General features: G+C 37.2%; 11 protein-coding genes. All 11 read left to right on the top strand.

The window, feature by feature from the left end:
* The 11 genes from CS898_RS08450 to CS898_RS08400 all read left to right on the top strand — a co-directional run bounded on the left by CS898_RS08450 (position 1) and on the right by CS898_RS08400 (position 14,351).
* On the top strand, positions 1 to 4,257 hold the full coding sequence (locus CS898_RS08450) for a PolC-type DNA polymerase III (RefSeq protein ID WP_099208825.1): 4,257 nt from the start codon (positions 1 to 3) through the stop codon (positions 4,255 to 4,257).
* A gap of 94 nt (positions 4,258 to 4,351) precedes the next feature.
* Entirely contained in the window at positions 4,352 to 4,810 is a 459-nt protein-coding gene (gene rimP, locus CS898_RS08445) for a ribosome maturation factor RimP (protein WP_009431653.1), read from the top strand.
* An 8-nt stretch (positions 4,811 to 4,818) separates the two neighbouring features.
* Positions 4,819 to 6,072: a transcription termination factor NusA gene (nusA, locus tag CS898_RS08440; RefSeq protein ID WP_009431486.1), complete on the top strand. Its 1,254-nt coding sequence runs from the start codon at positions 4,819 to 4,821 to the stop codon at positions 6,070 to 6,072.
* 34 nt (positions 6,073 to 6,106) lie between these two features.
* Entirely contained in the window at positions 6,107 to 6,373 is a 267-nt protein-coding gene (gene rnpM, locus CS898_RS08435; protein WP_099208824.1) for an RNase P modulator RnpM, read from the top strand.
* Positions 6,374 to 6,400: 27 nt separating this feature from the next.
* Positions 6,401 to 8,746 (top strand): translation initiation factor IF-2, encoded by a 2,346-nt coding sequence (infB, locus tag CS898_RS08430; RefSeq protein ID WP_099208823.1) that lies wholly within the window; start codon positions 6,401 to 6,403, stop codon positions 8,744 to 8,746.
* A gap of 1 nt (position 8,747) precedes the next feature.
* Complete coding sequence (rbfA, locus tag CS898_RS08425; RefSeq protein WP_009431859.1) at positions 8,748 to 9,104, top strand: 30S ribosome-binding factor RbfA; 357 nt, start codon at positions 8,748 to 8,750, stop codon at positions 9,102 to 9,104.
* Positions 9,088 to 10,065: a DHH family phosphoesterase gene (locus CS898_RS08420; RefSeq protein ID WP_009430435.1), complete on the top strand. Its 978-nt coding sequence runs from the start codon at positions 9,088 to 9,090 to the stop codon at positions 10,063 to 10,065. Before rbfA ends, CS898_RS08420 begins: the two co-directional genes overlap by 17 nt.
* The gene (truB, locus tag CS898_RS08415) at positions 10,034 to 10,906 is read left to right on the top strand and encodes a tRNA pseudouridine(55) synthase TruB (protein WP_009431042.1); all 873 of its coding nucleotides are present in this window, start codon (positions 10,034 to 10,036) and stop codon (positions 10,904 to 10,906) included. The genes CS898_RS08420 and truB overlap by 32 nt, the downstream gene beginning before the upstream one ends.
* 12 nt (positions 10,907 to 10,918) lie before the next feature.
* Positions 10,919 to 11,830 carry a bifunctional riboflavin kinase/FAD synthetase gene (locus CS898_RS08410; RefSeq protein ID WP_099208821.1) on the top strand — a complete coding sequence of 304 codons (912 nt, stop codon included), beginning with the start codon at positions 10,919 to 10,921 and terminating at the stop codon, positions 11,828 to 11,830.
* A gap of 108 nt (positions 11,831 to 11,938) precedes the next feature.
* Positions 11,939 to 12,205: a 30S ribosomal protein S15 gene (gene rpsO, locus CS898_RS08405; protein ID WP_009431060.1), complete on the top strand. Its 267-nt coding sequence runs from the start codon at positions 11,939 to 11,941 to the stop codon at positions 12,203 to 12,205.
* A gap of 46 nt (positions 12,206 to 12,251) precedes the next feature.
* A complete protein-coding gene (locus CS898_RS08400; protein WP_099208820.1) occupies positions 12,252 to 14,351 on the top strand; it encodes a polyribonucleotide nucleotidyltransferase in 2,100 nt (699 codons plus the stop codon).
* Positions 14,352 to 14,381: the final 30 nt, after the last annotated feature.

Genomic DNA, 14,381 nt, shown 5'->3' with positions numbered 1-14,381 from the left:
ATGAACCTTTTAGAATTATTCCAAAAACTGGGACTTGATCCAGGACCAGAAAAAATTGTAGATTTAAAAATTGAGAAAGTCTACTATTATGAGGACCAAAAGTGCCTAGAAATTCTTTTTAAGGGAGAGGAGGATTTGGAACTTTTAAAAAAATGTCAAGAAGCTCTTGAAAGGAAGTTCCAAGACCATACCGTCCTTTGGAAAAGAGTCCAAGAATCTTCGGGAGAAACTTGTAGACAATATATCCTGAATTATATTTATAAGAAGGAACCTTCCTCTTGTGCCTGGCTGCAAGATCAAAATCTTATTGAAAAAGACAATCTTGTAGAAATCCTAGTCCCAAACCAAGTTTTATATGAAAATTGTAACAAGAGTCAATATTTTAAGGTATTGGTAGATCAAGTTGCAAGGATTTATAAAAAAGAAGTTTCTCTAGTTTTGCTAGAGGAGAACCCAGACCTTAAAGACTATGTCAAGGACCTAAAAAAAGCAGAGTCTACTATGGCAAAAGAGACACAAATCCATTGCCCCATTCCCAAAAAACAACCCATTGCTAAATCCTTGGAAGATGGTTACCAAATTGGAAAGAAGAGATCTTATCCCCTTATGTCCTTTGATGAAATTGATATTTATAGTAAGGGATTTTATTTACAGGGGGAAGTATTTGAGCTGGATTGTATTGAGTTCAGCCGAAATAATAAAAAAAATTATATTGTCAAATTTTCCCTGACAGATAAAAAAACTTCTTATACAGCGAAAACATTTTTCTCAGATAGAAAGAAAAAAGATGAATTTTTTGACCATGTAAAAAAGGGAAGTACAGTTTTAATTGCTGGAAAATTAGAGATGGACTCCTTTGAACATGGGCCTGTTATTAAGTTGGAACACTTGGAGTTACAGGATAAAATCCAAAGGAAAGATACTGCTGAAGAAAAACGAATTGAATTACATCTGCATACTAAAATGAGTTCTATGGATGGAATGAATACAGCCAAAGACTTTATCAAACAAGCAGCAGAATGGGGGCACCCTGCCATCGCCATTACAGACCACGCTGTGGTTCAAAGCTTTCCTGAGGCCATGCAGGCATCTAAAGACTTTGATATGCACGTAATTTATGGCATGGAGGCCAATATAATAGATGATGACATTCCTCTTCTTCATGGAGACCAGCCTTTTAATAAAGATAATCCAGAGTTTGTAGTCTTTGACGTTGAAACCACAGGATTTTCTCCAATCCATGACCGGATTACAGAAATTGGAGCCGTAAAGGTAAAAAATGGCAGGGTGGTAGACCGTTTTAGTCAACTGATTAATCCGCTAAAACCCATTCCACCAAGAGTTGTGGAGCTAACCTCAATAAGCAATGAAATGGTAGCTAATGAGCCTAGCTTTGAAGGCGTTGCCCAAAGCTTCCTAGACTTTACCAAAAATTGTATTATGGTCGCTCACAATGCGTCCTTTGATATGGCTTTTATGACAAAGTCATTTGAAAGAAATGGATACGACTTCCAAAGGGCTTATATGGATACTTTGGAACTGGCCAAAAATTATATTCCAAAGACCAAAAATTATAAGCTAGGTACTTTGTGTAAGAAAATGGGCATTTCACTCATAAACGCCCATAGGGCTGTTAATGATGCGGAAGCCACGGCTGAATTATTTATCAAGCTAATGGGCCTAGCTGAAAAAGATGGCAAAAAGTCTATCACAGACTTTTTGGGAGCCAAAAGCCAGCAAGATTTTAAAAAAGAGAGACCTAGACACCTTGTTCTTTTGGCAAAAAATAAAATTGGCTTAAAGAACCTATACCTATTAGTATCTAAATCCCACATTGAAACTTTTTATCGGGAGCCTAAAATTTTAAAATCAGACCTTTTGGAGAAAAGGGAGGGGCTTTTACTGGGGAGTGCTTGCCAAAACAGTGAGTTCTTTCAAAAAATTCTTCAAGGCTTGGATTTTAACCAACTTTGCCAGTATGCAAAATTTTATGATTATTTAGAAATTCAACCTTTAGACCAGTATCATAAGCTCATCCAATCTGGTATGATTGCCTCTGTAGAAGAATTAAAAAGCTTGATTAGGATGATTGTAGACATCGGAGAAAAATTAAATATACCCGTTATTGCAACAGGGGACGTCCATTATTTGGAACCAGAAGATGATATTTTTCGAAGAATTTTAATGGCTGGAACCTATAAAAATATGCGGCCTTCTCAAATACCCCATGAATCTTTGCACTTTAGGACAACAGATGAAATGCTAGAAGATTTTAGTTTTTTAGGAGAAGACCTAGCTAAAAAGATTGTCATAGAAAATCCGCGAAAAATCTATGAAAAAATTGAAAAATTTGATCCAATCCCATCAGGGAAATATCCGCCTTCTATTGAAGGGGCGGAAGAAAATTTAAAGAAAATGACTTATGACAATGCCCACAAAAAATATGGGAATCCTTTGCCAGAAATTATAGAAAAGAGATTGGAAAAAGAACTTAATTCTATTATATCCAATGGATATGCAGTGATGTATATGATTGCCCATGAGTTAGTGGCCAAGTCCAATTCGGATGGTTACTATGTAGGCTCAAGGGGGTCTGTAGGATCTTCGCTAGTGGCTACTATGAGTGGGATTACAGAAGTAAACCCATTACCAGCCCATTATGTTTGTCCACAATGTAAGCACACGGAATTTTCAGACAATAAGACAGGGGGATCAGGGGTGGATTTACCTGATAAAAATTGCCCCCACTGCCATGTTCCCATGGTCAAAGAAGGCCATGATATTCCCTTTGAAGTTTTCTTAGGCTTTTATGGAGACAAGGAACCGGATATTGACTTAAACTTTGCAGGTGAATATCAACCTACGGCACATAAGTATGTAGAAGAACTTTTCGGGGAAGGTTATGTTTTTCGGGCTGGGACCATAGGAACTTTGGCAGATAAAACAGCCTATGGATTTGTTAAACACTTTATTGAAGACAGAGAAAAACAAACTCCTAGAGCGGAAATTAATCGTTTAGTCAGTGGCTGCGTAGGGGTAAAAAGGACCAGCGGTCAACATCCTGGCGGGATTATGATTTGTCCTAAAAATATGGATATCCATGATTTTACTCCCATCCAATATCCGGCCAATGACAAATCTTCTGGCCGAATTACAACTCATTTTGAATACCATTCCATTAGCGAAAACATCTTAAAGTTAGATATTTTAGGCCATGATACCCCTACTATTATTAAGATGTTGGAAGATTATACAGGCTTTATGTCCAGTGAAATTCGCTTGGATGATGAAGAGGTGCTTTCTCTTTTTCGGTCCACAGAGGCCCTACATTGTGATGAATCTATTTTCCAATGTTCTACAGGGACTCTAGGGATTCCTGAATTTGGGACAGAATTTGTCCGCAAGATGTTGATAGACACCAAACCCAAGAACTTTTCTGAACTAGTTCGAATTAGTGGGCTTTCCCATGGGACAGATGTTTGGATTGGTAATGCTCAGAGTCTAGTAGAAAACAATCAGGCGACATTAAGCGAGGTTATTTCTACTCGTGAAGATATTATGGTTTATTTAATGAACGCAGGGGCTGATAATAAGATGGCCTTCGACGTTATGGAAAAAGTAAGAAAAGGAAAGGGCATCCCGGATAAATACTATGAGAAGATGCTAAAACTATCCCTTCCCAAATGGTATATCAGTTCATGTGAAAAGATTAAATATATGTTTCCTAAAGCCCATGCTGTGGCTTATGTAATGATGAGCTTCCGAATCGCTTACTATAAAATTAATTATCCCGAGGCATTTTATGCTAGTTATTTTTCTCAAAAAGTAGCAGATTTTAATGCTGAAGTTTGTCTTAGGGGACCCCAGGCTGTACAAGATCGTTTGGACCAGTTGAAATTCGCCCAAAAAGAAGTGAAACTTACGACTAAGGAAAAAAATGAACAAACTGTTTTAGAAGTCGCTTTAGAAATGCTCAGCCGGGGATATAAATTTTACAATGTGGACTTATACCAATCTATGGCTAGTAATTTTACAGTAAAAGACCAAGGTATATTGCTTCCCCTACAAGCGATGGCGGGACTAGGTCAAGCTGTTGCAGAACAAATCGTGGAACAAAGACAAGTCAGTGAATTTATCTCTATTGAAGATTTTACAAATCGGACAAAGGCATCGAAGACAGTTGTTGAACTTTTAAAAGAAAATCACTGCTTGGATAAATTGCCAGATAGTGACCAATTAAGTATATTTACACTTTAAATATCCTTAGATTTATGGTATACTTGTAATAAGAAATAGGTAGGATTGTAACTAGAGTGGGCTTCCACTCTAGTTTTTTTACGAAGGGAGGAGTATGGAGCATTCAATTATTAAAGAACTAAAAAAAATAGCGGAAAAGACAGCCTTGGAAATGGACGATGAATTGGTTGAATTAAACTGTAAAAAGTCTGATGATGGGCTTCATATTGAAGTAATTATTTATAATACTGAGGGAACAAGTCTAGACCATTGTGTTGAATTTAGCCGAAGCTATGATAAGAAAGTGGCAGAATTAGACATTAGTGACGGGCCCTACTTTATTGAAGTTGCCTCTCCTGGCCTAGATAGACCAATTAAATCAGATGATGATCTTAGAAGAAATTTAGGTAAGAAGGTAGAGATCAAACTCTATAAAAAAGTGAACAATAAAAAAGATCTTATTGGAGAAATCGCAGATTATTCCGAGGAAGAAGTGGTCATTCGAACAGACTCTTCTGAAGAGAGAATTCCTAGAGAAGCTATATCCTTGATGCGACAAGTGATTGAGTTTTAGGAGGTATAATGAATCAAGAATTTATATTAGCGCTTGAAGAAATAGAGAGAGAAAAGGGTGTAGACAAAGAGATTATTTTTGAAGCCCTAGAGTCTGCCTTGGTTTCAAGTTATAAGAAGAATTTCGGATCTGCACAAAATGTAGATGTAGAGATGAACCGTGAAACAGGAGACGTTGCTCTTTATGCTTTAAAAGAAGTTGTAGAGAACGGAGATCTTACAGATAATAACCTGGAAATTACACTTTCAGATGCTCAAGCAATTAATGCCAGCTACCAATTAGGAGATACAGTTCGTATACGATTGGAACCTGAAAATTTTGGCCGAATTGCAGCACAAACAGCTAAACAAGTGGTCATTCAGCGTATTAAGGATGCTGAAAGAGATGTTATTTTTGAAGACTATACGGATAGAGAAAATGAAATCATAACTGGAGAGGTGCGGAGAGTCAGCAATCGGAATGTATTCTTTGACTTAGGAAAAACAGAAGCTCTTTTACCTTTTCAAGAACAAATTCCAGGAGAGCATTACGGGCAAGGAGAAAGATTTAAGCTGCTCCTTTTAGAAGTTCGTCGGACACCCAAGGGACCTCAAGTTATCCTATCAAGATCTCATCCCAATTTAATCAAGCGTTTATTTGAAATGGAAGTACCGGAAATCCTTGACGGAGTTGTTGAAATTTATTCCATTGCCAGAGAAGCAGGATCTAGAACTAAAATTGCAGTTTTTTCAAAAGATCCTTCAATTGATCCCCTAGGAGCATGCGTTGGTTTTAAAGGAAACCGTGTCAAGACCATTGTAGACCAACTTTATAATGAAAAAATTGATATTGTAATTTACGAAAAAGATATTGCGGAATTTATCGCCAATGCTTTGAGTCCATCCAAGGTTGTGGATGTTTTTATTAAAGAACGAGAAAAAGAAGCTTTGGTGGTGGTTCCGGACTATCAACTTAGCTTGGCTATTGGAAAAGAAGGACAAAATGCCCGCTTGGCAGCTAAATTAACAAATTGGAAAATTGACATAAAATCTGAAAGCCAGTTTGAAGAGTTCTTGGAAGAAGAAAACTTGACAAAAGAAGAGCTAAGACAACAATTCGCAGAAGCGAATAAGGCAGATGCCTTACTTGAAGATCTAGATCAAGAAGATCAAGAAGATAGCCTAGAAGAAGACTTAGAAGACAATTTTGACTTGGAAATTGAAGACCTTGAAGAGGATATGGAAGAGGAAGAAGACCAAACCATTGATTCAGAAGATGAATAAGAAAGTTATAAATTGGTAATGTTTGGGGAGGATCATGGCAAAGTCAAAAAAAACACCCATGCGACAATGCATCGGTTGTCATGAAAACAAAGAAAAGAAAGAATTAATACGCATTGTTAAAACCAATACCGGCGAAATCTTTGTGGATAAAAGCAACAAGAGCAATGGTAGAGGAGCGTATTTGTGTAATGATATCAATTGTTTAGAGAAAGCAATTCGTTCAAAGGCCCTGAATCGTTCTTTAAAGGTCGATGTGCCAGAAGAAATATTACACGAGTTGGAGGATTCGATGAAAGAGTAATGTCCTAGTTTAAAGGAGGTGCGTCCAATGGCGAAAATTAGAGTTCACGCATTGGCAAAAGAATTAGGTATCAGTAGTTCAGACTTGTTAAAGATACTTGAAAAGATAGATATACAAGCAAAGAGCAATTTAAGTTCTTTAGATGAAAAAGAAGTAAGTAAGGTAAAACAAGCAGTCAAATCGGGGAAGCAGACAGCCAAAGCTGAAGCAACTAAGGCGAAGAAGAGCCCAGCTAAAAACAGTCAGGCTAAAAAAACTATTGATCAACCAAAAGAGAAAAAAGAAAAGTCCTCCCATCATCAAAACACACCAAAAAAACAAAAAAATGTAAATAGTAAAACTTCAGGTGATGGAAAGAATAAGAAAGAATCCAGGAAGGGACCACAAAATACCCACCAAAGAAATGAAGTTAAAAATAAGTCTATAGACAATAAAAAGCAAGATAAGGCAACACAATCTAATAAAAAAGCAAATAAGAATGACAAGCAATCTACTGGAGATGTAAAAAATACAAACGACCAACGTCGTAAAAAAAGAAAACCTCATAGAACCGGGAAGACTGCCAGAGAAAAACAAAAACAAAAAGAAAAAGAATTGAGAGAAAAGGAAAACACAGAAATTAGAATTCAAGTACCAATTTCAGTAAAAGACTTTGCTGAGGAAACAAAAACCCCAGTAGCTCAAGTGATCACAAAACTTATGGGTCTGGGACTCATGATGACACAAAACGAATCTCTAGATGAAGATTTAGTGATTTTACTAGGAGACGAACTGGGAAAAGAAATTATAATTGAAGAGCCGGAAGAAGTCGAAAGCATTGAAGAAAGCTACAATTTAGACTATGAAGACAATCCAAACTTCTTAAAGTCAAGACCTCCTGTTGTAACAGTTATGGGGCATGTTGACCATGGGAAGACTTCTTTACTGGATGTCATCAAGCAAAGTAGGGTTACTGAAGGTGAAGCCGGTGGAATTACCCAACATATTGGCGCCTATATGGTGAATGTGGGCAATAAAAAGGTAACCTTTTTAGACACTCCAGGTCACGAGGCTTTTACTGCTATGAGGCTAAGAGGAGCCCAGTCAACAGACATTGCCATTTTAGTGGTAGCCGCAGATGATGGGGTCATGCCTCAAACTGTAGAAGCGATTAACCATGCTAGAGCTGCCAATGTACCAATTATAGTAGCTATTACAAAAATTGATAAGGATACAGCTAATCCAGAAAGAGTCTATCAAGAATTATCTGAATACGAATTGATTCCAGAGGCTTGGGGTGGCGACACCATTATGGTTCCTGTTAGCTCCAAGACTAAGGAAGGAATTCAAGAATTACTTGAAATGGTTCTTCTAGTTGCTGAAATGCAAGAATTAAAGGCAAATCCAAATCGTAGAGCCGTAGGAACAGTAGTAGAAGCCCAATTAGATAAAGGAAAAGGCCCCATGGCTACGATTCTGGTTCAAAAAGGAACTCTACGTTTTGGTGACAGCATTGTTTCAGGACAAGCCCATGGTCGTATTCGAGCAATGACAGATGATAAGCATCGCAATGTAAAAAAAGCTGGTCCATCTACTCCTGTGGTAGTCTTAGGCTTAAACGAAGTTCCTAATGCTGGAGACCAAATTTATGCTGTAGAAGACGATAAACTTGCCCGAGAAATTGCTGAAAAGAATATCGCCCAAGATAGGGAAGAAAAATTAACCAATTCCAATAAAGTTTCTTTAGACAATCTTTTTGACCGGATTAAAGAGGGAGAACTTAAGGATCTGAACATTATTGTTAAGGCAGATGTTAAAGGGTCCGTGGAAGCAGTTTGTCAATCCTTGTTAAAATTGTCCAATGAAGAGGTTAAAATTAATATTATCCACCAAGGAGCTGGGGGTATTAATGAGGGAGATATTAACCTAGCCAGCGCATCTGATGCCCTAGTCATTGGATTTAATGTAAGACCCAATATCAATGCACTAGACTTGGCAAAAGAGGAAGAAGTTGATGTAAGAACCTACCGAGTTATTTATGATATCATCAATGATGTAAAGGCGGCCGTGAGTGGAATGCTGGATCCAGATATTGTAGAAGAAGTAACTGGTCGGGCAGAAGTTCGTCAAACCTTTAAACTTCCAGGACGCATCATTGTTGCAGGAATTTACGTGGTAAAGGGCAAGATGGTTCGCAATGGTCGTGTGAAAATTCTAAGAGATGACATTGTCATTCATGAAGGAGATATTGCTTCCTTGAAAAGATTTAAAGATGATGCCAAGGAAATAGCAACAGGATTTGAAGGTGGACTAGGTATAGAAAATTTCAATGACATCAAAGAAGGCGACGTTTTGGAATGTTATATCTTAAAAGAAATTAAGAAAGAGCTGTAATATGAAAGAAAAACGCTTAAATCGCATTACAGAAGAAATTAAAAGAGAGCTATCAGACATCATTCAAAATAAGCTTAAAGATCCACGGGTCCATTCCATTGTTAGTGTTAATCAAGTTGACCTGGCAGGAGACCTGTCTCAGGCGAGAATTGGGATTTCAACCCTAGGAACTCCAGACCAACAAGAGGAAACTTTGGAGGGAATCAAGAGTGCTAAGGGATTTATCAAAAAAGAATTAGGAAGGCAAACAAAGTTAAGAGCTATTCCAGATTTAATTTTTTACAATGATACCTCTATTGAAAAATCTATCGAAATGTTTGAGCTTATTCAAGAGGTGAATCATGGAAAAGATCAATAATTTAAAGAAGAAAATTGTAGAAGCTACATCGATTGGTGTAGCTTCACATATTGACCCAGATGGAGATAATCTGGGTTCAATTTGTGCCCTTAAGAAATCTTTGGAGATATTTGGCAAGGAAGTTTTCTTATACATTGATGATCAGATTCCTAGGTCCTACCAATTTTTACCAGGAGTGGATGAAAGCTCGGAAATAGAAACAAATAGACACCATGATTTATTTTTCGCCTTAGACTGCGCTGATCAAGAACGCTTAGGAAAAAGAGTGGGTGATCTCTTTGATAGGGCGAAAACAAAGGTTGTTATAGACCACCACTTAACGAATCAAGGCTATGGAGATTTAAATTTTATTGAAATTGTCTCAAGCACAGGGGAATTGTTGTATGAAATCTTAAAGCAGGCTGATTTACCCATAGATGAGAAAGTTGCCACCTGTCTATATACTGCTATATCCAGTGATACAGGTTCTTTTAAATACGACTCAACCAGCTCTAGGACGCATGAGATTGCAGCAGATCTTTTAAGTCATCAGATTGATTTGAATGAGATTACAATCAACCTCTATCAAAGAAGGTCTTTGGCCAAAACCAACCTGCTTATGCGGGCTATGCAAAATTTAAAAATTTTAGAGGATGGGAAAATAGCTCTAACCCGGATTTCTCTAGACGACCTTGATAAGGTCCAGGCTGAACATTCAGATACAGATGGAATTGTTGAGTTCATTCGAGATATTGACGGAGTAGAATTGGCTATTTTCTTAAAAGATAGCAAAAGATCTGGTAGCAAGATTAGTATGAGGAGCAAAGGCGACATAGATGCCAGTAAAATTGCTGTGAAATTTGGTGGTGGTGGGCACAAACGTGCTGCTGGAGCAAGTTTCAATGGGGACTTGGACCAGTGTCAAGAAGCAATTTTAAAGGTGGTAAATGATGAAATCAATGCAGGGAATTCTTTTAATTAATAAAGACAAGGGATTTACAAGTCATGATGTCGTAGCCTTGTGTCGTAAGCATTTAGGCCTAAAAAAAATTGGCCATACAGGAACCTTGGATCCCATGGCCAGAGGGGTTTTACCAATTTTAGTCGGGAAGGCTACTAAGATATCAGACTATCTAATGGGGCAAGACAAAGTTTATGAAGGCACCATGCAGTTTGGTTATCGAACAGATACCTTAGATGCAGATGGAGAGATTTTAGAAACTTGCACTAACAAGCTTTTTGATAAAAAAGATATTTTAGATAGTATGAAAGTTTTTACAGGGAAAATAGATCAAGTCCCCCCCATGTATTCTGCCATTAAAATAAAAGGGAAAAAGCTCTATGAATATGCCAGACAAGGGCAGGAGGTAGAAAGAAAAACAAGGCAAGTTGAAATATATTCTTTTGAATTGTTAGACTTATCTGAGGACCGGCTATCCTTTCGAGTATCTTGTTCTAGTGGAACCTATATCCGCTCTTTAGTAAACGATCTGGCTAAGGAATTAAAAAGTTTGGCTACTTTGACTGACTTAAATAGGGTACAAGTTGGCAACTTTAGTCTAGACCAATGTCATAGTATTTTAGACTTAAAAGAAGGGAAGTTAGGTGCTGAGGATTTAATCCCTATAGATCAAGGGCTAGATTTACAAAACATAGATATCCCGGATGACTATTTTAATGCTTTAATGTTTGGTCAATCAGTTCCTTATTCTCAACCTGTGAATGAAAAATTCAAGGTTTATTGTAAAAACCAATTTGTTGGGATTGGGATTTCGCCTTATCCTGGATTCATTCGTATAAATAAGTGTCTATTAGAAATATAAGGTGGAGGTTTTATGGAAAGTATACAAATACATCCACAAGATAAAATAGATAAGGAAATTGTCGTTGCTTTGGGAAACTTTGATGGAATTCATTTAGCCCATCAGGAACTCATACATCAAGCTATAAAAATTGCTAAGAAAAAAAATTTGACAGCAAGTGTATTGATGTTTACAGAGCATACAAAAAAAGCTCTTCTGCATACAGAGCAAAATCTTCTAATGAGTCGTAGGCAAAAATTAAGCCTGTTAGAAAAATTAGGTATTGAACTTGTTGTGGAAATTGAATTTTCTGAAATTATGAAGATGAGTCCGGAATATTTTGTCTATGAATTTTTAGCCAAAAATCTAAATACTAAGGCTATAGTTGTGGGTTATGACTACCGTTTTGGCTATAAGGCCAAGGGCAACATTAACTTGCTCCTAGACTATGCAGAGGATTTAGATCTTGAAGTTAAAATTGTGGAAGCCATTAGAAGCCGAGAGGATATCATTTCTAGCACTCGGATTCGTCAGGCGATTCAGAAGGGAAATATAAGTTTGGCTAATGAATTATTAGGAAGACCCTTTACTATCCAAGGACGAGTGGTTCATGGGAAAAGTCTTGGAAAAAAAATGGGTTATCCAACAGCTAACCTACAACCCCTAGCTCACTATGCTGTTCCTAAATATGGCGTTTATGATACCAACGTCTTGATAAATGGGCACCTATATAAGGCTGCTACTAGTGTTGGAACCAACCCCACCTTAAAAGAATCAGGACTAAAAATTGAAGCTCATATCTTGGATTTTGATGAAGATATTTATAACCAAGAAGTTGATTTACAATTTTTAACCTTTCTAAGAAAAGAGAAAAGTTTTAAGACTGTGGATGAACTATTCAAACAAATTGAGAAAGATACCAACCGGGTTCGGGATAGAAAATAAACTTGTAAAAATTCTTAATCTATGATAAAATCAATGTGTTCCACAACTAGGTAAAACGAGCCTCGACGTCTACTCAGTTGTGGTGGATAAAATTTTTAGGAGGAAATTATGATTTCAAAAGAAGAAAAACAAAAAATTATCAATGATTACAAATTATCTGAAAAGGATACTGGTTCACCAGAAGTTCAAATTGCCATTTTAACACACAGAATTAATGGCTTAAATGAACATTTAAAGGATCATAAAAAAGACCACCATTCACGCAGAGGTCTGTTAAAAATGGTTGGTACACGTAGAAATCTTTTAAGATACTTACAAAAGAAAGATATTGAAAGATATCGTTCTTTAATTGAAAGATTAAATATCAGAGGTTAGTAAGAGCGGGGAATCCGCTCTTTTATTTTATACAAAGGAGGTAAGAATGGAAAAAACATTTGAGTATAACTTGGCTGGTCGCCCATTTAAAGTGGTTATCGGAAAAGTAGCTGAGCAAGCCAATGGAGAATGTTTAATCTACTATGGAGATACAGTAGTATTGGTCACAGCTACAGCATCAAAAGAAGCAAAAGATGGGATTGACTTTTTCCCATTAAGTGTTGACTATGAAGAAAAAATGTATGCTGTAGGAAAATTGCCAGGAGGCTTTATAAAAAGAGAAGGTAGACCTAGTGAAAAGGCCACTTTAACAGCTAGACTTATTGACCGCCCTATCCGCCCATTATTTCCAGAAGGATTTAGAAATAGCGTACAAATGATAGCAACAGTGTTCTCTGTAGAGCAAGACTGTCCACCTGAAATAGCGGCTATGATTGGATCATCTATTGCCCTATCTATTTCAAACATTCCTTTTAAGGGACCAACAGCTTCCGTTCATGTAGGTTATATTGATGGGAACTACGTCATTAACCCAGATGTTGAGCAAAGAGCCAAGTCAAAAATTGACTTAACTGTATCCGGAACCAAGGATGCCATTATGATGGTAGAAGCTGGATCTGATATTGTCAGCGAAGATGAAATGTTAGGGGCCATTTTATTTGCCCATGAAGAAATTAAAAAAATCTGTCAATTTATTGATGGAATTATAGCAGAATTTGGTCAAGAAAAAATGACCTATACCGTGGCTGAACCTAACCAGGAAATTTATAATAAAGTTTATACCTTTGCAAATGAGCTTCTAACTGATGCCATTCATCAAAAGACAAAAACAGAAAGAGAAGAAGCCCAAGAAGCTGCTAAAGAAAAAATATATGCAGAATTCAAGGATGACCTAGAAGAATATGAAAAAGACATCAACGAAGTCATTGATGAGATTATTCGTAAAGAGGTAAGAGTAGGAATTCTTAACGATAGAAGGCCTGATGATAGGGCTATGGATGAAATTAGACCCCTAAGTGCTGAAGTCGGTATTCTTCCCAGAACTCATGGGTCTGGTTTATTCAAAAGAGGACAAACTCAAGTCCTATCTGTGGCAACTTTAGCAGGGCTTTCCGAAGTCCAAATTATTGATGGGCTGGGAGATGATACTCCAAAACGCTATATCCATCATTATAACTTCCCACCCTACTGTGTAGGAGATACAAGACCTATGCGGAGTCCGGGGCGGAGAGAAATAGGACATGGAGCTCTGGCAGAAAGAGCCCTAATACCCGTCTTACCTACAGAAGATGAATTTCCTTATACTATTCGAGTTGTGAGTGAAGTCTTAAGCTCTAATGGATCATCTTCACAAGCAAGTATTTGTGGGTCTACCCTATCCCTTATGGATGCAGGAGTTCCTATTAAGGCGCCTGTTGCAGGAATTGCCATGGGGCTAATCAAGGAAGGACAAGATGTAAAAATCTTAACCGATATTCAAGGTTTAGAAGACCATCTTGGAGATATGGACTTTAAAGTGGCAGGAACAAAAGAAGGAATCACTGCCTTGCAAATGGATATAAAGATTGATGGAATCAACAAAGAAATTTTAGAAGAAGCCCTATTAAAGGCAAAAAAAGCAAGAATGACTATCCTTGAAACGTTAACAGACGCCATAGATAAACCAAGAGAAGATCTTTCTCCTTACGCACCTTTAATCTATACAATTAAGATTAAACCTGAAAAAATTGGAGAAGTTATTGGATCTGGTGGTAAGGTAATCAATAGCATTATTGAGGAAACAAATGTTAAAATTGACATTGAAGATGACGGAAGAGTTTCTATCTTAAGCCAAGACAAGGACTGTGCCCTAGCAGCAATCAACCGTATAGAAGAGATTGTCAAAGATGTTGAAGTGGGTGAAGTCTATAAGGGCAAGGTTAAAAAAATTGTTAAATTTGGTGCCTTTGTGGAGGTTTTAAAAGGTCGTGAAGGGCTCCTTCATATCTCCAATATATCCAAAGATCATGTGAAAAATGTGGAAGATGTATTGAAAGAAGGCCAAGAAGTAGAGGTCAAGGTCATTGGCATTGATCAACAAGGAAAAATAAGTTTAAGTCGAAAAGAATTACTAAAGGATTCTGAAGATCAAAGCGAGCACCAATAAAGATTGATAAAGCATGAACCTTTGGTTCAT

Origin of the sequence: Urinicoccus timonensis (assembly GCF_900232945.1) — a bacterium.
GTDB lineage: Bacteria > Bacillota > Clostridia > Tissierellales > Peptoniphilaceae > Urinicoccus > Urinicoccus timonensis.
This window is presented reverse-complemented; position numbering and strand designations above follow the sequence as displayed.

Coding starts and splice junctions, on each gene's coding strand:
- rpsO (WP_009431060.1), top strand. CDS start 11,939: ATGATTTCAAAAGAAGAAAAACAAAAAATTATCAATGATTACAAATTA.
- rbfA (WP_009431859.1), top strand. CDS start 8,748: ATGAAAGAAAAACGCTTAAATCGCATTACAGAAGAAATTAAAAGAGAG.
- CS898_RS08450 (WP_099208825.1), top strand. CDS start 1: ATGAACCTTTTAGAATTATTCCAAAAACTGGGACTTGATCCAGGACCA.
- infB (WP_099208823.1), top strand. CDS start 6,401: ATGGCGAAAATTAGAGTTCACGCATTGGCAAAAGAATTAGGTATCAGT.
- CS898_RS08420 (WP_009430435.1), top strand. CDS start 9,088: ATGGAAAAGATCAATAATTTAAAGAAGAAAATTGTAGAAGCTACATCG.
- CS898_RS08410 (WP_099208821.1), top strand. CDS start 10,919: ATGGAAAGTATACAAATACATCCACAAGATAAAATAGATAAGGAAATT.
- nusA (WP_009431486.1), top strand. CDS start 4,819: ATGAATCAAGAATTTATATTAGCGCTTGAAGAAATAGAGAGAGAAAAG.
- rimP (WP_009431653.1), top strand. CDS start 4,352: ATGGAGCATTCAATTATTAAAGAACTAAAAAAAATAGCGGAAAAGACA.
- CS898_RS08400 (WP_099208820.1), top strand. CDS start 12,252: ATGGAAAAAACATTTGAGTATAACTTGGCTGGTCGCCCATTTAAAGTG.
- truB (WP_009431042.1), top strand. CDS start 10,034: ATGAAATCAATGCAGGGAATTCTTTTAATTAATAAAGACAAGGGATTT.
- rnpM (WP_099208824.1), top strand. CDS start 6,107: ATGGCAAAGTCAAAAAAAACACCCATGCGACAATGCATCGGTTGTCAT.